At 39.9% G+C, this 26,227-nt stretch carries 18 protein-coding genes and 3 tRNA genes; 8 read left to right on the forward strand and 13 right to left on the reverse strand.

Going from position 1 to position 26,227, the window contains the following annotated elements:
* Window positions 1–34: 34 nt before the first annotated feature.
* The 6 genes from JQC92_RS01115 to orn all read right to left on the reverse strand — a co-directional run bounded on the left by JQC92_RS01115 (window position 35) and on the right by orn (window position 3,922).
* The gene (locus tag JQC92_RS01115; protein ID WP_204997912.1) at window positions 35–757 is read right to left on the reverse strand and encodes a 3'-5' exonuclease; all 723 of its coding nucleotides are present in this window, start codon (window positions 755–757) and stop codon (window positions 35–37) included.
* Window positions 758–773: 16 nt separating this feature from the next.
* Window positions 774–2,654 (reverse strand): DUF294 nucleotidyltransferase-like domain-containing protein, encoded by a 1,881-nt coding sequence (locus JQC92_RS01120; RefSeq protein WP_204997913.1) that lies wholly within the window; start codon window positions 2,652–2,654, stop codon window positions 774–776.
* A 342-nt stretch (window positions 2,655–2,996) separates the two neighbouring features.
* Window positions 2,997–3,072, reverse strand: a tRNA-Gly gene (locus JQC92_RS01125).
* Between the two features lie 19 nt (window positions 3,073–3,091).
* Window positions 3,092–3,167 (reverse strand) — tRNA-Gly (locus tag JQC92_RS01130).
* Between the two features lie 19 nt (window positions 3,168–3,186).
* Window positions 3,187–3,262: transfer RNA gene (locus JQC92_RS01135), tRNA-Gly, on the reverse strand.
* 114 nt (window positions 3,263–3,376) lie between these two features.
* Window positions 3,377–3,922, reverse strand: a complete 546-nt coding sequence (gene orn, locus JQC92_RS01140) for an oligoribonuclease (protein ID WP_204997914.1) — start codon at window positions 3,920–3,922, stop codon at window positions 3,377–3,379.
* A gap of 86 nt (window positions 3,923–4,008) precedes the next feature.
* Between orn and rsgA the strand changes: the two genes are divergently transcribed.
* The 6 genes from rsgA to JQC92_RS01170 all read left to right on the forward strand — a co-directional run bounded on the left by rsgA (window position 4,009) and on the right by JQC92_RS01170 (window position 11,502).
* Window positions 4,009–5,067, forward strand: a complete 1,059-nt coding sequence (rsgA, locus tag JQC92_RS01145) for a small ribosomal subunit biogenesis GTPase RsgA (protein ID WP_204997915.1) — start codon at window positions 4,009–4,011, stop codon at window positions 5,065–5,067.
* A 14-nt stretch (window positions 5,068–5,081) separates the two neighbouring features.
* Window positions 5,082–5,945 carry an archaetidylserine decarboxylase gene (asd, locus tag JQC92_RS01150; protein WP_204997916.1) on the forward strand — a complete coding sequence of 288 codons (864 nt, stop codon included), beginning with the start codon at window positions 5,082–5,084 and terminating at the stop codon, window positions 5,943–5,945.
* Between the two features lie 68 nt (window positions 5,946–6,013).
* Window positions 6,014–6,550, forward strand: coding sequence for an RNA methyltransferase (locus tag JQC92_RS01155; RefSeq protein ID WP_204997917.1), 537 nt, complete (start codon window positions 6,014–6,016; stop codon window positions 6,548–6,550).
* A 92-nt stretch (window positions 6,551–6,642) separates the two neighbouring features.
* Complete coding sequence (locus JQC92_RS01160) at window positions 6,643–9,864, forward strand: mechanosensitive ion channel domain-containing protein (RefSeq protein WP_204997918.1); 3,222 nt, start codon at window positions 6,643–6,645, stop codon at window positions 9,862–9,864.
* A complete protein-coding gene (locus tag JQC92_RS01165) occupies window positions 9,864–10,550 on the forward strand; it encodes a glycerophosphodiester phosphodiesterase (RefSeq protein WP_204997919.1) in 687 nt (228 codons plus the stop codon). The genes JQC92_RS01160 and JQC92_RS01165 overlap by 1 nt, the downstream gene beginning before the upstream one ends.
* A gap of 25 nt (window positions 10,551–10,575) precedes the next feature.
* Complete coding sequence (locus tag JQC92_RS01170) at window positions 10,576–11,502, forward strand: D-2-hydroxyacid dehydrogenase (RefSeq protein WP_204997920.1); 927 nt, start codon at window positions 10,576–10,578, stop codon at window positions 11,500–11,502.
* Here JQC92_RS01170 and JQC92_RS01175 read toward each other — a convergent pair.
* Together JQC92_RS01175 and JQC92_RS01180 are read right to left on the reverse strand one after the other, a co-directional pair.
* Complete coding sequence (locus JQC92_RS01175; RefSeq protein ID WP_239480261.1) at window positions 11,491–12,096, reverse strand: fumarylacetoacetate hydrolase family protein; 606 nt, start codon at window positions 12,094–12,096, stop codon at window positions 11,491–11,493. The genes JQC92_RS01170 and JQC92_RS01175 overlap by 12 nt on opposite strands.
* A gap of 163 nt (window positions 12,097–12,259) precedes the next feature.
* Window positions 12,260–13,138 (reverse strand): AraC family transcriptional regulator, encoded by an 879-nt coding sequence (locus tag JQC92_RS01180; protein WP_204997922.1) that lies wholly within the window; start codon window positions 13,136–13,138, stop codon window positions 12,260–12,262.
* Between the two features lie 137 nt (window positions 13,139–13,275).
* On the opposite strand from JQC92_RS01180, the gene JQC92_RS01185 reads away from it, so the two are divergent.
* Together JQC92_RS01185 and JQC92_RS01190 are read left to right on the forward strand one after the other, a co-directional pair.
* Complete coding sequence (locus tag JQC92_RS01185; RefSeq protein WP_129948533.1) at window positions 13,276–13,662, forward strand: hypothetical protein; 387 nt, start codon at window positions 13,276–13,278, stop codon at window positions 13,660–13,662.
* 175 nt (window positions 13,663–13,837) lie between these two features.
* The gene (locus JQC92_RS01190; protein ID WP_204997923.1) at window positions 13,838–15,205 is read left to right on the forward strand and encodes a hypothetical protein; all 1,368 of its coding nucleotides are present in this window, start codon (window positions 13,838–13,840) and stop codon (window positions 15,203–15,205) included.
* 56 nt (window positions 15,206–15,261) lie between these two features.
* Here the strand turns inward: JQC92_RS01190 and parC are convergent, their stop codons facing one another.
* The 5 genes from parC to JQC92_RS01215 all read right to left on the reverse strand — a co-directional run bounded on the left by parC (window position 15,262) and on the right by JQC92_RS01215 (window position 26,227).
* Entirely contained in the window at window positions 15,262–17,535 is a 2,274-nt protein-coding gene (gene parC, locus JQC92_RS01195) for a DNA topoisomerase IV subunit A (protein ID WP_204997924.1), read from the reverse strand.
* Window positions 17,528–18,676 (reverse strand): PQQ-dependent sugar dehydrogenase, encoded by a 1,149-nt coding sequence (locus tag JQC92_RS01200; RefSeq protein WP_204997962.1) that lies wholly within the window; start codon window positions 18,674–18,676, stop codon window positions 17,528–17,530. Before JQC92_RS01200 ends, parC begins: the two co-directional genes overlap by 8 nt.
* A 257-nt stretch (window positions 18,677–18,933) precedes the next feature.
* Window positions 18,934–22,035 (reverse strand): type I restriction endonuclease subunit R, encoded by a 3,102-nt coding sequence (locus tag JQC92_RS01205; RefSeq protein ID WP_204997925.1) that lies wholly within the window; start codon window positions 22,033–22,035, stop codon window positions 18,934–18,936.
* An 18-nt stretch (window positions 22,036–22,053) separates the two neighbouring features.
* The gene (locus JQC92_RS01210) at window positions 22,054–23,475 is read right to left on the reverse strand and encodes a tetratricopeptide repeat protein (RefSeq protein ID WP_204997926.1); all 1,422 of its coding nucleotides are present in this window, start codon (window positions 23,473–23,475) and stop codon (window positions 22,054–22,056) included.
* Window positions 23,468–26,227: an NERD domain-containing protein/DEAD/DEAH box helicase gene (locus JQC92_RS01215; RefSeq protein ID WP_204997927.1), complete on the reverse strand. Its 2,760-nt coding sequence runs from the start codon at window positions 26,225–26,227 to the stop codon at window positions 23,468–23,470. Before JQC92_RS01215 ends, JQC92_RS01210 begins: the two co-directional genes overlap by 8 nt.

Raw genomic sequence — 26,227 nt, forward strand, 5'->3', positions numbered from 1 at the left:
TTTCCCTCTGTTGTTTTGGATTTAAAGTGCAACTTTAAATCCAAAACTCTTCAATAAACGCACTCTCTGAATAGTGTTTCGCAACTTGAGCTTGCAGCAACTCTGCGGTTGCAATAGCATCCGTTAATGCATGATGTGGCGTATAAGTGGGTAAACCGTAACGCTTTCTGCTTTGTTGCAACCGAATCGATGGTACTTTTTTTCCTCTCAAGCGGTTCAAAAATCCAGATGCTATTTGTTGCTGGATCTGATGTTCCAATTCCAATGTGTCAATAACTGGAAACTCGATACCTTCTTTCAACGCATGCAATAAGGCTTTATTAAGAAATTGCCGCTCGATAGGATGATAATGAACCACAATCACCTTACTTTTCATCGTTTCAAGCAGTTCTGGGATCACGTTAGAAAAATCAGGTGCATCAGCAATATCATTATGAGTGATCCCATGAATCACAATGGAGTCTGACGTCAGTTTTGTTCTTGGTTTCACTTCCCACTGCCGAGCTGCATTGAGGTAAATACGCTGTAAATTAAACGGCACTGTGCCCACGCTAATAATGGAATCTTTCTTTGAATTTAGACCTGTTGTTTCGAAGTCCATCGCTAAGAATTCGCACTCAGATAAAGGCGTATTTAGCTTAGGTAATATTGAATCAGAGTAATAATGTTTTAATAATGGATGAACAGAACCCACACTGGCTGATTCAAAGCGTGTCGTCCAATCGAGCTGTGGCTTTCTGTGCGTAAAACCAAACATATAAACCTACTAAATATCACTTCAAGTTCGCATTGTAGCGATACTTTAAAAAATTCTGCGCATTACTTAATATCTGAAATGCATCTTTTAAATTTCGCCGTTCAAAGTCAGATAAGTTCTCAGGCTCAATGTTATTGTCAGCTTCAATTTTATTTTCAATGTCTTTCGCTTGATGGCGTATTCTCACCATAGAAATGAACTCTAATGCGTCTCTAAGATCTTCTCCTTTCCCTTCTGGCAACACATTAGCCTCAATAACTTCATCAAGTCGCTCAAAAGAGTTATTGATTGTTGACCCAATTGCTAAGGCATGAACTCGGATAAGATCTGTTAGGGGCGCAGTCCCCCGTCGCTTAATATTAATTGAGTTGTTATGGCGACCATCTTTTTCCATCACAAAGTCTTTAAAGAACCCTAAAGGCGGGGTTCTGTTGATGGCATTTCTTGCTAAACAGGCCAAGAATCGATTGTTACTTTTAGCGCGACGCGAAATAAAATAACTCAGTTGATCTGCCCATTTGATTCGTCCATAAACACCGTCTATATCGAAAAAAATAGAAGCGTTAAGTAAAGCTTGAGGCTTGGGATCGTCAATCCAACTCGAAAATCGTTGTTTCCACTGTGATATTGTCATTCTCCAAAGCGGATTTGATGCCATAATTTGCCCTGAACAATGAGGGTAGCCACACTCATTGAGCGCATCACAAACGAAGGTCGAAAATGCTGCAAAGTACGCTCCATGTTCTGACTCTTGGTAATGCTCATCAAGTATAATGGCATTATCTTGATCTGTTACGATCGTTTGCTCATCCCTTCCCATCGAACCTAAAGCGATAAAGCAATATGGTATGGGTGGTTTTCCCAGTGACGCTTCTGCTAACTCGATAATACGCTGTTTTATACTGCGCCCTATTACTGACATCGCAGTACCAATCATGTGACTATTGGCATCTTCATTTACCAAGCGCACAAAACTTTCTTTTACTTGATAGGCAACATCTTTAAGCTCTTCAACACTTTGCTGTACGAAGATATTATTGACCAGTAATAAGGTATTTTGAGACTCGTAATGTACGATGTCTGCTGTCGTCACAATGCCTATCGGTTTTTTATTTTTGATTACAGGTAGATGATGTACTTGATTACGAAGCATTACCATCATTGCTTCGTAGACATAAGCATTGTGGTCAAGCGTCACAACATCAGTTGTCATTACAGAAGCAATTTCATTGTCAATACAAACACCTTTAGCTAAAACACGAGTACAAAGATCTCTGTCTGTAATAATACCAACCACACAATTTTGTTCTGTATCTTGAGCTTCAATACTCGGGTCGATAATCAATAGTGCAGACTCACTATCATCGGCCATTTTCTCTGCCGCCTCACGAATACTTTGATGCTTGTTGATGTATGCAGCTTCATGAGTCAGCAAGGTTTTCACTTTAGAGGTGGTTAAATCATTTTGCTCATTTGATTCAATGACTGCTTGTCGTAACCGGGTGTTATCTTCGACTTCAACAAAATCAGCAAAACTGTCAAACTCATCATAGAGCTCTTGAAAAAGCACCTCGGGAATACAATAAATGAGCGTGTCATCGATGGCTTTGGCAGGAAAGCGTACCTTATTATGGGTCAGTAAGCCCATCTGACCGAATATCGCCCCTTCATCTAAACGATTGTAAAGTTCACCACTGCGACGATAGACCTCCACTGCACCACTTCTCACCAAAAATAGATCATGGATGTGATCACCAAACTCGATAACTTTTTTACCTTCACTAAAGTATGCAATTTCAATTTGGCGAGCGACGTTAGTCACTGTGTCCTTAGGCAAGGCATCGAATGGTGGATACTCATTAAGAAAGTTAGAAATTTCTATTAATTCAGCTTCCATTAGCGTCTGAAATATTGGGTAAGATAACGTGAGTGTGAGCTTTTAAAGGTAAAAAGACAAGCTAAGGTGCTTGATAGTATGGAGAACTGAGATAGACAATACAGTTGATTTACTTTTAAGCGGATTCATCAATAACATTGATATTAAAGAATATTGTTATCAGATATAGAAGTTTGAGAGTTTAAGATTTTGAGATTGGAGCGACATATCAGGTTCGAACTGATGACCTATACCTAAGAAAGAAAAGGTATCGTTCACACCCAAATAGCGCAACTGAGCTAACTATCGATATAAATGCTTTAGGTTTAGTTTGAATTTTTAGATTGATATAGAGGTTGAGATTGGAGCGACATATCAGGTTCGAACTGATGACCTATACCTTGGCAAGGTATCGCTCTACCAACTGAGCTAATGTCGCATCTCGGTTTGAATTTGATTGGAGCGACATATCAGGTTCGAACTGATGACCTATACCTTGGCAAGGTATCGCTCTACCAACTGAGCTAATGTCGCAATCAAATTTGTTTAGAATTGGAGCGACATATCAGGTTCGAACTGATGACCTATACCTTGGCAAGGTATCGCTCTACCAACTGAGCTAATGTCGCATATTTTAATTCTAAACTCTATCGAAGTATTGGTGTATCCCCGAAAGATGAGGCCGCATTATAGGGCTATTTTAAAATGACGCAAGCCCTATTTTAATACTTTTTACTGTTTGGCTAAATTTTAAATACTTTGCTGCGATAATAAACTAATTCTGCGATGGATTCTTGAATATCCTTTAATGCTTGGTGTGTATTTTCTTTTTTAAAGCCTTTTTGGATTTCTGGCTGCCAACGATTCACTAACTCTTTAATCGTGCTGACATCGATATTGCGATAATGGAAGTAATCTTCGAGTTCACGCATGTATTTATTCAAAAAGCGGCGATCTTGCCCAACACTATTTCCACAAATAGGTGACTTGCCTGCGGGTACAAAAGCTCTCAGAAACTCTATCGTTTCCTTCATCGCTTGCTCTTCACTGTACTCACTGCCTTTTACACGCTCAATCAGCCCTGATTGACCATGGTGTTTTTGGTTCCAGTCGTCCATCGCATTCAAAACGTCATCACTTTGATGAATCGCAATCACTGGCCCTTCGCCAATGATGTTTAATTCTTTGTCCGTCACCAAGGTCGCAATTTCAATAATACGATCCGTCGCTGGCTCTAAGCCTGTCATTTCCAAATCAATCCAAATTAAATTGCTGTCATTTAGTGACATTGTTGCTACTCCAAGTCGGGAAATATCTTAAAAAAAAAGGTATCATACGCTTTTTTGAATAAACTAAAAATCACCTTAGGAATCTTGTGAGTAAAAAGAAGCCCCTAAGCAAAGGTCAATTACGACGTATGAAGGCGAATCACCAAAAGCGCCTGCAACGTAATAAAGAAGCCCCTGCTGCGGAGATTGAAAGCGAAAAGTTAGGTCCAGAACAACCCGGTCGAGTGGTTTCTCGTTTTGGTCAACACGTTGACATTGAAATTGTTGACGGCAATATCTACCGCTGCAATATTCGTCGAAACATTGCTAGCCTCGTAACTGGTGATGATGTCATCGTACGTATCGCTGATGAAACTCAGCATTCTCAGATTGCTGGTGTTGTAGAAGCGGTTCAGCCTCGACGCTCGAGCTTAAGCCGCCCAGATCTTTACGATGGCGTTAAGATTATTGCAGCCAATATTGATCAAATTTTGATTGTCAGCTCTGTAGTACCTGTATTCAGTAGCCAAATTATTGATCGCTATTTGGTGGCAGCAGAGGATACCGAAATTCAGCCTGTCATCGTACTCAATAAAATTGACCTATTAGAAGGTGAGTTAAAAGACATCTTAGATGAATCATTAGAAGTCTATAAAGATCTCGGATATCAGGTTTATCAAGTCAGCAGTCATACTGGTGAAGGTGTTGATGAATTAAAAGATTTACTTGCTGACAAAGTTAACGTGTTTGTCGGGCAATCAGGGGTTGGTAAGTCCTCACTTATTAATGCATTAATGCCTGAAGCTGAGTTGATCATAGGCGATGTTTCCGAAAACTCTGGGTTAGGTCAACATACTACGACTGCGGCAAAACTTTTGCCGTTAGCAGATAGCGGAGACTTAATTGATTCGCCCGGGGTACGTGAATTTGCATTATGGCACCTTCCTGCCGAAAGAGTTGCTTGGGGATTTGTTGAATTCCGCGAGTTTTTAGGCGGCTGTAAATTTCGTGATTGTAAACACCAAGATGATCCAGGCTGCGCTATCCGAGAAGCCTGTGAACAAGGTAAAATCGACGAAGAACGTCTTGAAAATTTCCATCGAATTATCGCCAGTTTAGATGAACAGCGTCATGCACGTCAGTTCAGAACTGGAAAAGAACTATAAAGGAAAGTACAACAGTGGATAAAGTTAAAATCGCACTTCAATATATTATGCCTAAGCATCTGGTTTCGCGCTTAGTCGGAAAGTTGGCTGCGGCTCAATTGGGTAAAGTCACGACATTTTTTATTTCATGGTTCATCAAGCAATATAAGATTGATATGAGTGAAGCTCGACAATCTGATCCAAAGGCTTATAAATCATTTAATCAATTTTTTACTCGCCCTCTTAAAGCGGGCATTCGTCCTCTTTGTGAAGATGAAAATATGCTGGCACACCCAGTAGATGGCGCCGTGAGCCAGTTGGGCCCGATTGAAGCGGGTGAGATTTTCCAAGCAAAAGGCCACTCATACTCCACACTCGCTCTACTCGGTGATCAACCTAAAGACGCCGAACGCTTTGAAGACGGTGATTTTGCAACCATTTATCTTGCGCCTAAAGACTATCACCGTTTACATATGCCGATTAAAGGTACGTTATCTAAAATGACCTACGTACCGGGTGATTTATTTTCAGTAAATCCATTAACGGCAGAAAATGTGCCGGGACTGTTCGCCCGTAACGAACGTGTGGTAGCGATTTTTGAGACTGAAGTTGGACCGATTGCGATGGTATTAGTTGGTGCAACGATTGTAGCCAGCATTGAAACCGTTTGGGCTGGCACGGTAACACCACCAGCGGGTAAGCAAGTATTCACATGGGAGTATCCAACGGAAGGTGAAGACGCAATTACCCTAGAAAAAGGCGCTGAGATGGGCCGATTTAAACTAGGTAGCACCATTGTGATGTGTTTCGAAAAAGGCGCTATTGAAAAATTCGCTGACGACGTTGAGCCACAATCAGTCACACGAATGGGCGCACCTTTTGCGCATATTACTAGATAAAGACACATTGCCACACCAGTAACAATTGGTGTGGCAAACACAAAAAAAGTTCTACTGAGTATGATTCAATGTCCCAACCTTTTGTTGCTATCGGCTTACAAAACCCTAAAACACCAATTAATGTTGATGGCATTATGCGGGCTTGCGGTTGCTATCAGGCTAATGCTGTTTTCTATACGGGTCGTCGCTATGAACTGGCGCTGAGATCAAGTCCTCAGTATCAGGTTGATACTAAAAAAGCTGCACAACATATTCCAATGAAGAAAGTAGAGTCGCTGTTAGAAGCCGATGTTCCTGAAAATTGCAACATTATCTGTGTTGATTTTGTCGAAGGCGCTACACCCCTACCTGAGTTTGAACACCCAGAAAATGCCTTTTATATTTTCGGCCCCGAAGATGGTACGGTGCGACAAGAGTTGGTCGATAGAGCCGATGCTGTGGTTTATGTGCCAACGATAGGTTGTATGAACTTGGCTGCTTCAGTTAACGTTTTGCTTTATGATCGCTTATCGAAAGCATCGAATACGAGTTCAGAGTCATTGAATCACAATCAACATATCCAACAAAACCGCGATACCAACAACAGAGTGAAAGTTCGTAATTAAATTTAATGAAATATACTTAAATTAGTCATACCAAATTCACGCTAAGTTATCTAATATTAAGGCAGTTTTTTTATTTGAATTAAATGCCGTAAATGAAACGTGTATATTGGTTGTGCACTCTACTTTCACTCTTTCTGATTTTTACTAATGCTACTGAAGCAAAAAATGCTTTGGGTATTAATAAACAACTGGGTATAACTTCCCAACAAAGTGACAAAACCGCTTCCTCTGACAACATGCAGCAGTCCATAGAGCAGAGCATTGCTCAACTTGAAGAACAAGCGAATCACTTTTCGCAAATACAAGCGAGCTTTGAGCAACAAAAGAGCGAGCTTGAAAAGCAAATTGTTGATGCTAATAAAGGGGTTTCGATTGAGCAGGATCAAGATCTTAACCAACAAGCCTCTCTGGCTAATTTCGACTTAACAGATTTAAAACAACAAGAGTCAGATTTATCACAGCAAATTACTGAGCTACTTGATAAGCGCAATGAATTGCCAAACGAAATCCTTAATGCTAAGAGTAACTTAAACCAGCATAAGAAAACCATTCTCGCCCCAATCGGCACACCTACAGGTCAACTGCAACAAAAGAGGCGTGAGTTATATCTGCAGAGTATTGATACGCTAGAAACTGACTTCGCCAGCTTACCTGTTCGTCTAAGGTTAACTCAGCTAGAGCTGCAGATAGTAAGAATCAAATTAACAAATCAAGAAAAGTTGATCGAAGCGCTTAATCAAAAATTAAGTCAACAAAGGCAACAGAAAACGGCCGAAACGATAGCGAAAGCCATCAATGTTAAGACAGACATTAACGACCCACTTGCCGAACAGCTTAACGCTCAGAATCAATCTTTCGCTTCGTCTTTAGTTATACTCACCGACAAAATAAATCAGACCGTCAAACAACAAGAAAAAGCTGAAAATTTATATCAATTGCAATCGAAGCAGTTGGCCAATATTAAAGAGCAACTCTCTTGGGTAACGTTAAATTCAACGTTTGGCGAGCATTTTTTAAAAACGCTAGAATCGCTTCCAAAACCGCCAAACATAACAAAATTACAAACTCGACTGTCGGATAACCGCTTAAAACGTTACACCTTAAGCCAGAAACAAGCTCAAAATAAAGATCGCTTAGCGGCCAGTTTAGCGCTTACGCTACCACAACGAGAGTTATTAGAAGCGCAAATCTCACTTACGACAAAACTCTTGCTTGAATATGATCAATATTTAAGTGAGCTCAATCGTCTCAAAGTAAGTTATAACCAATTGATTGCCCAGCATCAAGAACTTGCGAGTATATTAAACGAGCAACTTTTTTGGGTTCCTAATGCCAATACAATTGGCAAACAGTGGTTCATCGATATTGGTTTAAGTTTCCAATGGTTATTAACTCAAGCCCCTTGGAATGATCTAAAGTATTCTTGGGAAGAGCAACAAAGCTATTGGCTGTTGTGGATGCTCATTTTAACCCTTTGCACCGTCAGCCAAGATTTGAACCGAAGTCGTTTCCGTCGTGTTTTAAGAGCAAATATGGACCACGTAGGTAATGTAACTCAAGATACCTTCAGCGCTACATTTAAGACCTTATTAACGACGATAGGTTACAGCCTGTTAAAACCAACATCGGTTATTTTAGCTGGTGTACTTATGCTACATTCCGAGCGCAATATCGTTTACGCTACCGGCGGTGCACTATTTGGTATTGGGCTTTTTTATCTTCTGCAAAGGTTAGTTTATGTATTTACCTTGCCGGAGGGACTATTGGTTGGTCACTTCAAACGCCCACAAGAAATGGTCGCCCGTGGTTATCAATACATTAAGCGTTTTTATTACATCAATATCATACTCATCGGCACCCTTGCTTTCACTCAGTTGATCGATGAATCTCTACTGCGTAACAGCCTCGGCCGTGGTGCTTTTATCTTAATTTGTTTGCAACTCTTCTTTCTTGTTCGCCACTTGAACCGTTTAATGGAAGACTATAAGCAACAAAGTGATAAAACCAACGCCAGACTGTTGCAAAAAATGCTCTGGGGAGCACTGTCCGTCGCCCCTCTCGCCGCAACGATTTTATCCTTTATGGGCTATTATTTTTCTGCCTATCAAATGATGCAACAATTAGTACTTTCCGTGGTCATTGCGCTTGGCTTCCTAATGTTATACCAACTGATAAAACGCTGGATGTTGATTGAGCGTCGTAGAATCGCTTTTGATCGTGCAAAAAACAAACGTGCGGAAATACTGGCACAACGAGAAAAGGGTGAAACCGTTAACCAAACAGAAAATAGTGAATTTTATGAAGAACCTGAGGTCGACCTTGAAACCATTTCGAGCCAATCTTTAGGTCTGGTTCGTTCTCTGCTTTTACTTGGATTACTCGCCAGTTTAATTGGTCTTTGGACCCAGACTCATACCGCATTATTTTCATTTTTTGATGGGATAACATTGTGGAGTTCAACTGCGACGGTAAACGGAATCGAGCAACAGATCCCGATCACCATCAAATCCCTTCTCTATGGCATCATCATCTTTGGCTTTTCGATGATGATAGCGACAAACTTACCCGGCTTATTAGAATTAACGATTTTACAGCGACTAGAGCTTTCTTCTGGTACGGGTTATGCCATCACCACCGTAACTCGATATTTAGTTTTGTTTATTGGTAGTTTAATCGGCTTTAATACGCTAGGCGTTGAATGGTCAAAACTGCAATGGTTAATAGCCGCACTTTCAGTAGGGTTAGGTTTTGGCTTACAAGAAATCTTCGCCAACTTCATTTCAGGCCTGATTATCCTATTTGAAAAACCGGTGCGGATTGGGGATACAGTAACAATTCGAGAATTAACCGGCACTGTGAGTAAGATAAAAATCAGGGCAACAACGATCATCGATTGGGATAGAAAAGAAATCATTGTCCCTAATAAAGCGTTTATTACTGAACAGTTAGTGAATTGGTCTTTGTCTGACCCGATCACTCGTGTCACTATTCAAGTTGCAGTGGCAAGGGATTCCGATCCGGCCAAAGTGGAAGCGGCGTTATATCAAGCCGTTGAAGAATGCCAACATACGCTCAAAACACCTGAACCTGAGGTTTGGTTTGCAGGCTTTGGCAAGCACACTCAAGATTATGAGATCAGAGCTTACGCAACTGACATGACAACACGTTGGCCGTTACGTCACGAGCTTCATAAAAAGATCACCAAAAAACTCAAGGATAATCATTTGGAAATGGCATATCCTCAAATGGAAATTCACCTCAACACAGGCATTCCCAAAGAGACCGGTTTGGCTCAAGGGATGATTAAAAGCTGATGAAGATATATGCGCATCGTGGTGCGAGCGGTTATTATCCAGAAAACACGCTTTTGGCTTTTGAAAAAGCGGTTCAGATGGGCGTGTCTGCCATTGAGTTAGACATACATAATGTTGAGGGTGAATTGATCGTATTTCACGATAGACGTATTGATAAGCTCACTCAGCAGCAAGGCTTACTTTCTAGCTTAACCACAAAAGAAATTTTAAGTCTTAATATTGAAGACCAAACCATTCCAACACTGTGGCAAGTGCTAAATCTTGTTGCTGGACGATGTGAAGTCAACATTGAGTTAAAAGGTTTTAATACGGTAAAGCCACTCATTAACCTTTATCCTAAAGTGTTGTCCAAGCTAAATTTTCAAGCGAAAGATTTGTTATTCTCATCGTTTAAGCACTTTGAATTGCAACAGCTCAAACAAGCCATTCCGGAAGTCAATATTGCGCCACTGATTGACGGGGTGCCTTTGGATCTCGCACAAGCTGCAACGACGCTTAATGCCACAGCTGTCAACTTATCACTCAACTTTGTCCATCAAACAATGGTTGACGATGCACATCAACGTGGGAAGCTCGTCAACGTATTTACCGTGAACCATAAAGAAGATATGCAAATGCTTGCAGATATGGGCGTAGATGGTATTTTTACCGATTACCCAGATAAAGCTTTAGCTTTCTTTAAGTAAGTATTTTCTAAAATAGGATCGTTCAATGTCCAATAAATTGTTATTGCTCACTCAAAGTAACGAAAAGTATATTGAGCTATTAACAAAGCAAAATCTACCCGAATTAGAAATTGTCGACGATACTCCTGAACATATTGCTCGCACCAATATTTGGCTTGCTGACCCACCGTTAGCAGCCCCACTGCTTGGTATTGGTAAAAATCTAAAATGGCTTCAGGCTACCTATGCGGGTGTTGATAAGATAGTTTCAGTCAAACAGCGTTCGGACTATCTACTCACCAATGTGCGTGATATTTTTGGCCCAATGATGAGCGAATATGTATTTAGCTATTTGATTTCACACTTACGCCACCACAACTCATACTTTAACAGCCAAAAAGAACAAGTATGGCAATCTTGTGCTGATCAACAATTGCGAAATAAAACGATGTTGATCCTCGGTACGGGATCGATTGGTCAACACTTAGCTCAAACTGCAAAACTATTTGGTATGAAAGTCATAGGCGTCAGTCGCTCTGGCGATAAAAAAGCCAACTTTGATGAATGCACTCATATTTATCAACTCGATGAGCAGCTCCCTTATGCAGATGTAGTGGTATCCGTTTTACCAAGCAGCCCGCAAACTGACGATATCTTTAATTCAGCTCGTTTTTCAAAGATGAAAGAGAATGTCATTTTCTTTAATGTTGGCCGCGGTAATGCCGTCGACCTTTATGATCTCAATGTCGCATTAATTGAGCGGCCGAATATGCTTGCAGTGTTAGATGTATTTAAGACAGAGCCGTTACCAAAGCAAGATGAGATATGGCAAAGAGATAATGTCGTCATCACTCCTCATATTGCCGCTCCGAGTACACCAGAACAAGTCGTTGATATTTTCGCAGAGAACTATCGTCGCTGGTTAAAAGGCGTAGATTTACAATACCAAGTTGATTTTAAATTAGGCTACTGACCAAGCAGCTTCAATCAGCTTTTGCTCTCCGTTAAACACGGTACCAATGAAGCTATCACCTTGATGCACAGCGCCGACACCTTTCGGCGTTCCTGTCATGATGATATCACCATCGAGCAACTCAAAATCTTGTTTTATCGAATCCAGACATTGCAGCGGTTTAAACATCATCAAATCCACAGTTCCGTGCTGTATAAGCTTGTCATTGATATGAAGTGTAAAGCTGAGTGTTGAAAGATCTTCAGGCAGGTTCACAAATTTACCGAGCACCGCAGATGCATTAAATGCTTTTGCCCTTTCCCATGGCAGCCCTTTTGACTTCAATTGCGACTGTAGGTTACGTTTGGTTAAATCAATACCAAAGCTCACTGCAGCGAACTTACCACCTTTAATCAGAAAACAAAGTTCACCTTCATAATGCAAATCATCGCACCATTGTATTTCATTACTCAATGCTGAATTAGGCTTAATGAAAATAACAGGCTCATCGGGGATTTCATTACTCAATTCATGAATGTGTTCAACATAATTTCGGCCAATACAAACAATTTTAGAAGGGGCAATGTGCTGATGCTTGAATTTAATGAAGTGCAATGAACTCTCTCTACTAAGCCAAAAGTTACGGCATAATACTACAATAAAAGTTAATGAAAACAGCATGAAGGTAATTTTTACTAAAGGAAACTGTAAACACAGCCTCCCTTATATGCATAAGAGAAGATGGCACATCAACCTGTATAAAACAAAAAATACCTATTCACTTAACTTTAGCTTTGCGACTCTCACCAGGTCCATAACCAAAGTGTCGTTTATAAGCTTTAGCAAATGAAGCGTCACTTTGATAACCCACATCAAGCGCTACTTCAAAAACACTATCACCTTTCCTTAAACGCTTCTGTGCTTCAGAAAGTCTTAATTGAGTCAGGTAGTCCATGACACTGGTGCCAAAATACTCTTTAAAGTATTTTGCAAAGCTGGCTCTGGAATACCCACCAGTATCGGCTAACGATTGCGTTGTCCAGTTGTCTGCGATATTTTGCTGAATGGTTTCTAACACTCGGCTCATTTTAACATCTTGCAGCGCTTTGAAATAACCCGTTTGATTATCGAGTTTCGCTAACCCCCTCAAGACTGCGATAAAAAACGCCTCGCTCAAACGAGACAGCAAAATGCTACTTGAATCCAATCCTGATTCTGCTTCAGCGACCAACGCTTGAATTAAGTGGCTGGTTAAGCCATTCGTGTCTTTTGCCTTTAATACAATACAACTTGGTAACTGCATCAATAAAGGGTGAGCAGCATCTTCCGCAAAATCGAAAAAACCGCACACTAAGCCAGTGCTATTGTCGATGGACTTTTCAATAGGATGACTAATGAAAGGAGCACCTAATTCAGTCTCAGGGGTATCAGCAATAACATGTTGGGCATCATGGGGAAAAATAACCATATCGCCAGCAACAAGTTCAATACCTTTTAACTCATGAGCGTGTAAATAGGCTTTACCGCTAGAGATAAAGTGAAAACTCGCCAGCCCAGAACCTGAAGTATCCGTAGACCATGTATTGCACATCCGTGCGCGATGAAAAATCGTTGCATTGAGATGAAAACGATTCAAGACTTGTTCCAGTAATTTCATCGATTAATTTATCCCTAGACACTCGAACATAATTTGCAGACGGATGAGCATACCGCACTCATGAAGCTTTATCTAATATGTACTCAATAAACATCAACCCCACTAAATTTGAATTGTTAACTTTGAGGTACATTGAAATGTTTAAATCTATCACTAAATTTGCCAGCGTTGCCCTACTTGGTTTAGCTACATTATTTGCCGGTTTTGCTAGCGCAGGAACACCACAAAAAAATGAAGATGGTGTTACCGTCATTTACTTAGACCAGCACGGTGGTCATTTCTCAGCGAAAGATACCCTTGCAGGTTTAAAAGAAGGTAAATATCAATTTGAAATTACCAACAAAGCCGGCAAGCTAGTTGGTTTTCAATTACAAAACTTTACCACTCGTGAGCAATTAGACATGTTTCCAATTGAAGCTGGTGAAACAAAACGTACTGATGTAATCACAGTGACTAAAGAAGGTGTGCGTTTCCGTTGCCCTATCAACCCAACACCTTGGTACGACATGGACGTAATTAAGTAACATTAATGAGTTTTCATCAACCTTATTCACTTCCCTAACGTTCAAAGTGAAGCCCAAGCCCTCAATCTAGAGGGCTTTTTTAGTTTTAACTAAACTTCAGCTTAACGGACTTTAACTTACTCTATGAGCCAATTTCACTCATATTAGTGTAAACCTCTTAAGAACCTATAAATCTGTGGATAAACTTGGTCCTATTTATCAACAATTATCTGAAATTGTTAAATACGATGATAATGAAGAAGTGATTTCTACTGAACGTCAAGATACAAAGGAAAATCAAATTTCAGGTCATCATTATGACATTGAGCCTGATACGGAAATTGCTAATCAAGATGATGATTTTTTCAGTCATTACGATGGTAGCTTCATCATTCGGGAAGCAGAAATTCAACCCACACCGGTCATGCAGCAAAAAACGAGAGAATCAGAAACCAAAAACGAAAGCTCTAATAATGCACAGCTCAAATCAAAAACTAACTCAATCAAAAGTGAACCTCACGCTACACAACAAGATTCTAAAGCTAGCCCGTTATTAAATGCCAGTGTCCCAGCAACTTTAAATAAACAGGTTACGAAAAGACCAGATGTAGAATGGGCATTCGCCGAAGTAAAAGCGCAACACTTATCAAAGCTACAGCATGATATCTGTCAGGGCTTACACAAAACCCTGCAAACAGATATCAATACCGATTTGCCAATTAGTGTATATATAGCTGGCTTAAGCCAGTTCATTCAAGAAGTGTCTGGTGACTTATCAAAAGCCCAGCAAGGCGCTTTATGGGAGTGTGTTTCTTGGCTTAACCATGCAGCTCAATGCACTATACCTAAAGACTGTATTTCAATGTCTAGGTTAGCTTTACAATTTAACATCAAGTATCAATATAATGAATCGAGCGATGAATATACAATGACAACAACGCCACAATACTTTAAGTATGCAGCTTTTTTCGGTGTCGCTAGATCTGCAAGCTGCTTGCATCTAGGTGTTTATGATCATTTTAGTGAAAAGTACGCAAGAGACGTTTGTAGAATTATCAACGAACTAGGCTTTAAATCCGCAGTTGAGCTCGCAGCGGGCCGAGGACAACAAACGGCTTGTTTTCAAGCTATTAAACAAAACGTTGCAGAAACTACCGACCCCATTATTAATCCCAGACCTTACCCAACAGTAACAATCACTGCGAAAGATGGAAAAACATCTGTTTTGGATAGAGAAAGAGCAAAAAAGAATACAACCTTGTATTTAGCCTGCCATCCAGTAAAAGGTATGTGGTCAACACTATTTGAAAATACAGAATATCCCTTTGTTGTTTTAACGGTAGGACCAGAAGCTTCTGGCTTTTTAAGAGATGCAAATAAGTTTCTGAGCTATAAAACTGAGAGTGCGTCCATTGACATAAATCTAAAGCACTACTCTAAACTGAATAATGCAGATAAGGTGCAGCTACTATTTTTCAACACTTCAGCTCAAAAAGCTCAAAAACTGGTTCGCCAACTTTCCCCTAAATATGCAAAAGTTGACGACCTCAGATGTTATAAATAAGAAAGATAACGTCTTTGACGTAGGGTCTCTTTCTTCTTCATAGCGACACACACTTTTTAAATTACAGTTTCAGCTTCTACGCCGCCAACTTCAACAAGGTCAACTCGCTGTAATCCTCTTGGTAATTTAGCACCACGGCGACCACGTTCACCTCGATAATGCTCAAGGTCACTTGGTTTAAGCGTTAACTTGCGCTTACCGGCCCATAAGGTCACAGGCGTATCAGCAGGGATCACTTGTAAATGCGTCAGTAGTTCTTCTCTGTCTTTCGCTTTGGCACTCGGAATACCGATGATCTTATTACCTTTACCTTTGCTTAACTGAGGTAATGCATTAATGGAGAACAACAGCATCCGACCTTCGTTGGTAATCGCAATCAACGAAGCACCATCAGAGTTATCAATTTTACGAGGTGGTAATGCTTTTGCGTTTACTGGTAGCGATAACAAAGCCTTGCCGGATTTATTTCGCGACACCATATCGGCAAAATTACAAATAAAGCCATACCCTGCGTCACTTGCCATTAAGTAACATTGCTTATCTTCACCCATGACCACATGCTCCATTTGCTCACCTTGAGCAACATTGAAACGAGTGGTAATCGGCTCCCCCTGACTTCGAGCCGATGGCATGGTATGCGTCTCAGTTGCGAATGCTCTACCGGAAGAGTCAATAAATACGGTTTGTTGATTACTTCGGCCAATAGCGCTGCTCAGATAAGCATCACCTGATTTATAGTTTAATGTTGTTGCATCAATATCGTGCCCTTTAGCACAACGTATCCAACCTTTTTCAGACAGTACCACCGTTACCGCTTCACTTGGAACTAAGTCTTGCTGAGACAACGCTTTAGACTCTTGACGCTCAACAACAGGTGAACGTCTTTCATCACCAAATGTCTCACCATCTTTAACCAGCTCTTTTTTAACAAGAGTCTTTAAACGTCGCTCTGAGCTTAACGTTAACTGCAATGCATCACGCTCTTTAGCCAATTCATCTTGTTCGGTACGGATTTTCATCTCTTCGAGCTTGGCTAAGTGTCGCAATTTAAGGTCGAGTATCGCTTCAGCTTGCTTATCAGATAAATTGAAGCGAGACATTAACTCCGCTTTCGGCTCATCATGAAAACGAATGATCTCGATCACTTCATCAATATTGAGGAAGGCCACCATCAAAGCGTCAAGCACATGCAAACGGGCTAACACTTTGTCTAAGCGGAATTGTAAGCGACGACGAACGGTTTCGGTTCTGAAAACCAGCCATTCTGTCAGTAACGTGCGTAAACCTTTTACTTTTGGGCGACCATCAAGCCCGAGAACATTTAAATTAACTCTGAAACTTTTTTCTAAATCTGTCGTGGCAAACAAGTGCGCCATCAACTGTTCACAGTCGATACGATTTGAACGAGGTACAATGACTAAACGTACTGGATTTTCGTGATCAGATTCATCTCGAATATCTGAAACCATTGGCAGCTTTTTCGCTTGCATCTGTGATGCAACTTGCTCAATTAACTTGGCACAACCGACTTGGTGAGGTAAGGCTGTAATGACAATTTCACCATGCTCAATGCCATACACTGCCCGCATTTTTATTGAGCCGCGTCCAGTATCATAAATTTTACGTAAGTCTGGAGCAGGAGTAATGATTTCAGCTTCAGTCGGGTAATCTGGCGCTGGTACAAACTCCATCAAACGCTCAGTATCAGCTTTAGGATTATCTAAAAGCTCAACGCTAGCATTCACTAACTCTCGCACGTTATGTGGAGGTATATCGGTAGCCATGCCAACAGCAATACCCGTAATACCGTTTATCAATATGTGCGGCAGGCGTGACGGTAACACTAACGGCTCTTTCATCGTGCCATCAAAGTTAACGCCCCAATCGACAGTCCCTTGCCCAAGCTCACTTAATAAAACTTCAGAAAACTTAGATAATTTCGCTTCAGTGTAACGCATTGCTGCGAATGATTTTGGATCGTCTGGCGCACCCCAGTTACCTTGACCGTCAACCAATGGATAACGATACGAAAACGGCTGAGCCATCAACACCATAGCTTCATAACAAGCACTATCGCCGTGAGGATGATATTTGCCGAGCACATCACCTACAGTCCGAGCCGATTTTTTGTATTTTGCTGCAGCTGATAAGCCGAGCTCGCTCATTGCGTAAATAATACGGCGCTGTACTGGTTTTAAGCCATCACCAATGTGTGGTAAAGCTCGATCCATGATGACGTACATGGAGTAGTTTAAATAGGCATCTTCGGTAAAACGCCTCAGCGGCATTTGCTCAACGCCATCAAGGCTCAAGTCAATGGCATCACTCATTATCTAAATCCTGTTCTTGTGAAGATTGTTGTTCTTCTTTTTGACCTTTATAAAACAGGCGATATAGATTGCCTTTGAGATCATCAGAAATATACATCGCACCGTCTTGAGCAATCGCCAATGAGTAAGGTCTTGCAACCGGGAACTCACCATCTAAAAAGCTCACTAGTGTATTGCGACTGATCACTTTATTATTTTCTAGCTGTAGCCAAACAATTTGGTAGCCCACCTTACTTGAGCGATTCCATGAACCATTTTCAGCAACAAAAAGTTGATTGTGATACTTTTCAGGGAATTGTTTTGCTTTATAAAACTTTACCCCAATCGGCTCAACATGCGCAGGTAACTCATACTCAGGCAAGGTGATTTGTAAGTTTTTTGGTTTGATATAGGCGCGTTCTTTTACCGATGCGCCATGTAAATACGGGAAGCCAAAGTGCTCGCCTTTATAAGTAACACGGTTAATTTCATCGGCAGGAATGTTATCTCCCATCCAGTCTCTGCCACTATCAGCAAACCACAAAGCGCCGTCAGTTGGTGACCAATCAAAACCTCTTATACGGCGAATTCCTGTCGCGATTTGCTCCGTAGACCCCGTATTAACGTCTATGGCAATAATGCCACCAAAAGGCTGCTCAGCTTCACAGACATTACAAGGCGCACTTAACGATACATACAGACGCCCATCATCACCAAAGTGCATGGCTCGATGTGCACGCTTTTTAGGTTTTGGTAATTTGTCATAAATGATTTGTGGGCGTCCTGGGCGGCGTAATCTTTGCTCAATTGAGCGATATTTCAGGATCCGATTTTCGACTGCAACGTATAAATCGCCATCATAAAAAGCAATCGCCTCAGGGGATTTCAGTCCCTTAGCAATAACATAACGCTTTTCTACTCGACCATCATGATCGCTATCAACCAAGGCGGTAATTATGCCTGCTTTACCAGAACCAACAAATACAGTTCCTCTATCGCCAATGGCCAACTGCTTAGCGTCACCGAGACCCGAGGCATACAAGCTCACCCCAAACCCTTTCGTTACAGTGATATGTAACGACTGGGAAGCGACTGCCGTCGTCGTCACTAATAATGCGACGGCAACAACATAATTTCTAAATTTATTTAGACTGCTCAACATAAAGTCACCATTTTTAGTGATTACACCATAAGTTTGCATAAGGCACGCCTTAAAGTACTTGTAAACTCAGGCTTTAAAAAAATCAAGGTAATCACTTTTCCTCCATATAGCTGCACAGAATGAGATAAATTACACCATATAATTGCATTTTATTTTTTAACATAAGTAATCATTCTGTAGTAAGCCATAATATATAAGAACTACTTTAATTGAAAATCTAATCTATATTTTCAGAATTATGGATCACGACTACCAATTTACACCCTTCTCTTAGTTAAACTTTCAATTCCAACTGTTTGCTTCAAACTCTGCGTCAATGCAGTTTTGAACGCAGGATCTTGTGCATACAATTTGTAAAACTCAAGTTCATCTTTGCGAATTCTGAGCATAACTTCTTTCAACATTTTATCGAACGCTAAATCACTATTGAATGCATCTGGGTTATTCAAATATTTACTTTCAAAATCTGGGTGCTTCTTTAAGCTTTCCGTCATATCAATAAGCTTTACCCTCTGTGCCTCAGGCGTTGCACTCCATCCTTGAAACCAGCGTTCATTAAATGCCTTAATTATGTCATCAAGCGGATCTTTATCCTCATCATTACCATGAGTACCACGAGTGTTTGGGTTTTGAGGCTCTAACTCCGTTTCATCATCGTCTAATTCAATTGAGTGATTTAACTTAACTCGCTGAAGTCCGTATGAACTCAAATCAACAGAATCCAGAAGCTCATCTAGAGCTTCAGAATCAGGGTCTTTCACGATCAGCTTTGGAATTAAGAACTTCAAAAACCAGAAAAGCTTTTCCCATGCGACAATTTCGTAAAGCATGATAGAGGCCATTTGCCCGTAGATTTTAACAAACTGTTTGGCCTTAATTTTGAAGTCGATTTTATCTTCATCTTCCAGCTCTAACTCAAAGTTAAAACGATTGGCCGCTATATCGATAATTGGACTTAATTGCTGAGCATCAGCGTCATCAAAGTAACGTTCAACAAAGGTTTCAACTTCGTGCCATTCATAAACACCAACATCATCCATTGCATCTTTAAGTTCATGTAACACATTAACATCGGTTGCTTCAGATAAGGTGGTTGAAGTATAGAAAGGGTCAAATGCTGTCTTGATATCACCCGTTTCATTGAAGAAATCCAGAACAAACAAATCTTCTGTTTTTTTACCCAGTTTAGGCGCACTTCTATTGAGGCGTGATAGGGTTTGCACACATAAAACACTTGCCAGTTTTTTATCAACGTACATTGCACAAAGCTTAGGTTGATCAAAGCCAGTTAAGTATTTATTGGCAACAACTAATAACCTATATTCATCTTGATTTACGGTTTTAGGAATCTTTTCTTGTGAATTCTTACGCTTATAATTTACATCAAAGTAGTCTTTGGTATCACCCTCAGGAAAACCGTTTATTTCAGCTTCGGTATACTCAATACCATCAACCTCTTTAGTGCCTGAAAACGCAATTACTACTTTAAATGGATTGCCTTTTTCATCTAGTAAACGTGTTAAAGCTTTATAATACCGAATAGCAGTTTCAATATTTTGCGTTACCACCATACCTTTTCCTTTACCACGTAGCTTCTTCGCATTGATAACTTGAGGGATAAAGTGATCAAGCATGATCTCAGCTTTAATATTGATGGTTTGCTGCTCTCGCTCTACATAGGCACGTAGCTTCTTTTGCGCTTTCTTGGTATCAAAAAGAGGATTATCCTTTATCGACTTTTCAATCTCGTAGTAACTTTTGTATGTGGTGTAATTAGCAATAACGTCTAAGATAAACCCTTCTTCAATAGCTTGTTTCATTGAATATAAATGAAAAGGTTTAAAGGTTCCGTCTGTTTGTTTTTGCCCAAACTTCTCTAAGGTTGTGTTTTTAGGCGTTGCAGTGAATGCGAAATATGAAGCGTTACCTCGCATTTTTCTTGAACGCATAGCTTTTAGAATCTTATCTTGGGCATCCTCAGCCTCTTCAATCTCCGACTTACCCATAGCACGATTCATATTGTCGTGTGCCGAGCCAGATTGTGAGCTGTGTGCCTCATCAATAATTACACCAAAACGTTTATCACTTAAATCACTTATGCCATCAATAATAAATGGAAACTTTTGAATAGTAGTGATGATGATTTTCTTGCCGTTTTCCAACGCCGACTTAAGCTCAGATGACTTAAACGCTGGCGCTACGATATTCTTAACCTCTGAGAATTCCTTAATATTTTCTCTAAGCTGCTTATCAAGTAACCTTCTGTCAGTGACAACAATCACTGAATCGAACAGCGGAACATCAACTCCTTTGCTTCCTTGAATATTCTCATGCAAAGGATAGGTTTCAATCAGCTGATATGCAGCCCAAGTAATCGAGTTAGATTTACCTGAACCTGCCGAATGTTGGATCAAATATGTCTGCCCCACACCATTAGTTGCAACATGCTCAACCAACTTCCTGACAACATCCATCTGGTGGTATCTAGGGAAGAATAAAGTCCGTTTCCTTAACTCATCTTTGCTGCTGCCATCTAAGCGAACAAAATGCTGAATAATGTTTACCAAGCTCTCCTTAGCAAAAACCTCTTCCCATAGATAACTGGTTTTATGCCCATTTGGATTTGGAGGATTACCTTGACCATGATTATGACCTTTATTAAAAGGTAAAAAGAACGTGCTCTTACCCGCTAATTTTGTGGTCATGTAAACTTCATCGGTATCTACCGCCATATGAACAAGGCAACGACCAAACTGAAGTAAAGGTTGGGTAACATCTCTGTCATCACGATACTGTTTTTGACCGTGATAACGAGCAGTCTGATTAGTCCAATGATTTTTTAGTTCAAGAGTAATGAGTGGGATGCCGTTGATAAACAGCACCATATCTATTTCTTGGAGAGGATTAGCTAAAGAAAAACGTAGCTGACGAGTTACACTAAAAACATTACTCGCAAAGTTTTGCTTTACTCGCTCACTGCTGCTGGCTAATGGTGCGGGGAACATTAAGGTGAAGTGAGCATCATCAACACTCAAGCCTTTCTTTAATAGATGTAAAACCCCGTGTTTTTTGATCAGCCTATCAAAACGCTCTAAAATCTTTCTTTGCCAGTCATGAGGACTATTTCGCTTAAGCTTTTCAAGCTCTTCTTCTTGGGTCGAATCTAAAAATTGCCAGAAGTAATGCGTATCCAAGGCATAGTGCATATCAAAGTTAGCTGGCGCTCCATGCTGATACTTTTGATTTCCATAGTCAGGCTTAACCTCATTAATACCCGCTTTGATTTCTTCTATGCTACTACCTGTTAAGTATTTTTCTATCGCAGCTTCTAGTGCCTGCTCATTTGTTTGGCTAACCATTTTAATTCTACCCTTTTCTTAATAGGTCACAGCTTTCGATGATAGCTTGGCTAATTTTATAACCCTCCAGCTTGGCGTGCCTTTTTTAGGGTCTCTATCCCAAACTTTAATTGCACTAACATTTTCTCCGTCTTTAAAATCACTTAATAGATAGGGTGCTATAAAAGCATCATTCACAAAACCAAAGCCTTTAGGGTTAAGCTTTAGATCGCCTTCAACATAAATAACCCTCTCACTAACTTGCGGATCAACTCTATGAACTTCCAGAGCAGAAGCTTCACTATCATCTATCGCTAACTTTACTTCAACCCATGTACCTATGTCGGGAAGACCTTTACCAAAGAAAATACCTTTTCTGGCGCTAACTTTTTTTTCAATATCAAAATAAATACTAAAACCTTTACCAGAACGATGATGAGAATCAACGATTCCTATCGCTGATTCCATCTTCTCTGTTGCAAACTGCAATGCTTTATCTGCAAACTTACTTATATGAGACTCAAAATCAAAGAGTTCAATATAGGCAGCATCAAACCAAGATCTTTGGATGAAGTCTTCATATTCTGACTTTAGAGGCCAACCATTCTTCGAATAAACATCAATTAACATACTTAAACACGCCGATGCTAAGTTATATTCACCCGATTCCTCATAAGCCTTCACTAATCCAAAGTACATTGGAATTCTAAAACTAGGCTCATGAGCTTCCCTTATCCCCTTACAATAACAAGCTATTGCAGCTGATGAATTGCTGGCAAAGTATGTATCAGCTAAAGCAGCCCATGCCCACGATTCTGACATTTTTTGTTTTAAAACATTTAAAGCAAATTTACGTGACTCATCATACCTACCTGCGCTAGATAAACATCGAGAAATATCGAACTGTAACCATGTTTTATTTCTATCCTTTGCATTTTTTAATGCAAAATTCAGTAAGTTCAAAACACTATCTAGGTTAAGATTCCAATGCCCATGATGTTGTAACCAAGCCTTACTTGCTTGCCTTGCCAGTCTTACAACCAAACTTGGTGATTCACCTTTATCCGATTGATATGGCTGAAAATCATTTGCTTGGTATAACGCCCCTCCGTAATAGGTCAACATTTGAATGTAAACTTCATAATGTTCACCGCAGCCACGGAATAAATTAAAAAATCGGTAATCAAGCTCCTCGCAGGGTACTTGTAAATTAAGTTGAGAAATACAGTTAATCCACGCATTAACTGTTTGTTGCTCTTGTTGGTTTGGAGCTTTATTTTGCCTATTCTGCACCTGAGTTTGCACTGATTTTATTGCAGCAAAACACACCCAAAATAAAGAAGTTCTTAAAAAAGTGTTGTGAATGTCATTTTGAAAAACAGGCAAACCAATATTCCATGCTTCTACATATTGACCTTTTTGTTTCAACTCTCTGATTTGAGCAAATACTTCTCTACTCATTTATAAATCCTTTTACTTGTTCAACTAAAGCTTCTGAGCTTGCTTTCTCTGGCATTATTTTGGTTATTAACCCTTTTTTGTCTACCCAAGCTTTCAACTCTATAGTCTCTGTCTCATTTCTCACACCAACCATGACTTCCCACTCAGAACGCTGCTTTGCACTTACAACATTAAAGTTTTTTTCTAAGAAAAAGTGTTCGAGTGAATCTAGAGCTATATTTAGCCTCGTTGACGATAGTTTTGGCGAACTATCTAATTTTTGTTTTAATCCATTACATAGACTTTGATTTACTTTCTCATCTAGAAAAACCATATTTGTAACAGTTACTGATTTATCATAATGGAATCGTACTCGACATGTCTGTCCCGAAGAATGAGCAAAAGTATAAAGTTCCTGATAGCTATTTTGCTTTACTCCTAAAACTTTCCATTCACTCTCATTCAGTCGATTACAAATAGAAAAACATAGAGATTTCAATTCAATAATGTCAGATTCAAAACCGTTAGGGAAGTCAAAACCCTCTAGCTTTGCAGCATCTACAACATCAAAATGAAAACCTTTTTTCACTTGAAAATCAGCAATTTTCAAGTTCTGATTAGGGATAAATTGAGTTTGATGTAACGGGGTCAAGTTAGGGTATCTCAACAACCCCAGTTTACTTTCAGTACAGGTACTAGCGGTATAAATAAATCTAAAGTAAGCATCATTAGTAATTGCTTCACCACTTGGGCTTCTAAAAGCATCTAAATAAACCTTGTCCCAAGTTCTTCCTTGCGCTCGATGCACTGTCATCGCATATGCAAATCTAATTCTTGCTGCATTTAAAAGAGGGCTATTGGCAATAATCGCTCGAACAGAGTCATCATATTGCTTTTTCTTAGATGAATAATCCTTTGACTTTGCATCTTTAAGAGCCTTAAGCTCATCTTTCAAATACCCTAACTGAGACTCTGCTTGCTGCTTTGCAACTATGTTTAAGGTTAAGATTTGATCTTGAGTTAGTTCAGGTTTGTCTGATTGAAGATAATCAACCAAATACTTTATTTTAAACTCGCCAACAGAAGGGATACGGCACTCGAGTTCACCAATCCTTATATATGTAGGAGCATTCCTACCTTTAAGGCTAAATTCGATAGCTTCAACATGATCATAAACTTTTGTGACTTCAGCGATTTCACCAGAGTGAATCCACTTCGGATTTATATCAACGGCTAGCTGATTTTCAACTTGTTCAGGCGTGCTGTTATGAAAGTCGATTAGATCACCAACAGTAAGAGTATTAGGGTTCTGGTGGTTCAAGAATCTTTGTTTAACAGAGTGATTAACCTTCTGAGCTGTTTCATTAAGTGCTGTTAAATAAACAGCATTAAACCTTCCGTGCGAAAGCTCTTGACCAACCTGCTGATTACCATCAACTTTACTAACAACATTTCCTTCAAACTTTTGAGGAAGCCGATTAAATTGCTTCTGAACCATTTGCTGAACAACTTCAAACTGGAATTTTGAGATTTCAATCGGTTCCGATTCTATCTGTTGGTCAAGGAGTATCTCCGTTACGCCTAGTTCTTGCGCTTTTATCTCTTGGGCAAAAATCAAACTTTGTTCGGTATCCCCCCTAGATAATTGATAAGGGTCACCAACGATAAATAACTTTGGTTGCTCTTCACCATAAACACTTAATAGGTCACTCACCATATGACCAGAACCAAAAATTGAATTATCCAGATCGTAATAGCTGTTGCTTATCAAATGGGCTTCAACAAAAATAATGACTTTGTCAGCTAACTCTTCGAAAGTAAGACTTACAGGGTGCACAGCCAATTCCACTCCATTGGATTTTGTAATTACCCCATCACTTTTACTGCTATACAGCCATTGATAGACAGAGCTAAATTCACCCAAACCCAATTCGGTGTACTTCTTAGCCAACCGAGCATTAGGAGCAATCAATTCAAAGTTTTTATTCAACCGCTGTAATTCTTTAACTGTTTCAGTAAGTAACGTTTTTTTTCCTGTACTCACCATACCACTAAGAGTCAGCGCACTTTGTCCTGAGTCAACCCAGTCAACAATGGATCTAAAAGCTTGCTTCTGTGAGCCAATAGGAGAAAAAGGTTTGCTACTTTCACTTGTTTGCTCTGAAGCTAACTCCTTCGTTGACGGCCTGCCATCAGGGAAATACTCTTGAGTTCCAAATGCCTCGACCAATAACTCCATTTCTTTAGCACTGAGATCAATCGCTGCACTTGCAATACCATTGATTGTTCTCAAGGCTCTTTGCATATCACAAATGTGAAACCAACTTCTAATTTGCTGAGGAAGTTGCTGCTCATCAAAATCAATATCTTGATGGAATAGAGTGAGTCCAGCAATATGACCTAAATTAGGCTTCGACAGGAGATTCACATAACCACTTTTGACATAATCTAACAAAGCAAATTTATTATTTCTTATCTGCAAAAATGGATTTCGACTGTTACCTCCCTTGACAATGACATCACCACACTGCCAATGCCCATTCTCTGAAAAGCTTAAAGTACCGCCAAAGTTCTTAAAGTCGATAACAATAATTGCATTGTGTTTGATTATAAGAGCGTCAAACTCTTTACCTGCTACAAAGAAATTTCCAAATAGATAAAGCTGCTCATCTTTGTCTTGCCAGTCATTACGAAGAGTATCGTGTAAGGCATTAAACGCCTGATTTTCGTGGCTATGATTAAAGGTACTACCTAAAAATGCTTTAAAACCCAT

Origin of the sequence: Parashewanella hymeniacidonis (genome assembly GCF_016900895.1) — a bacterium.
GTDB lineage: Bacteria > Pseudomonadota > Gammaproteobacteria > Enterobacterales > Shewanellaceae > Parashewanella > Parashewanella hymeniacidonis.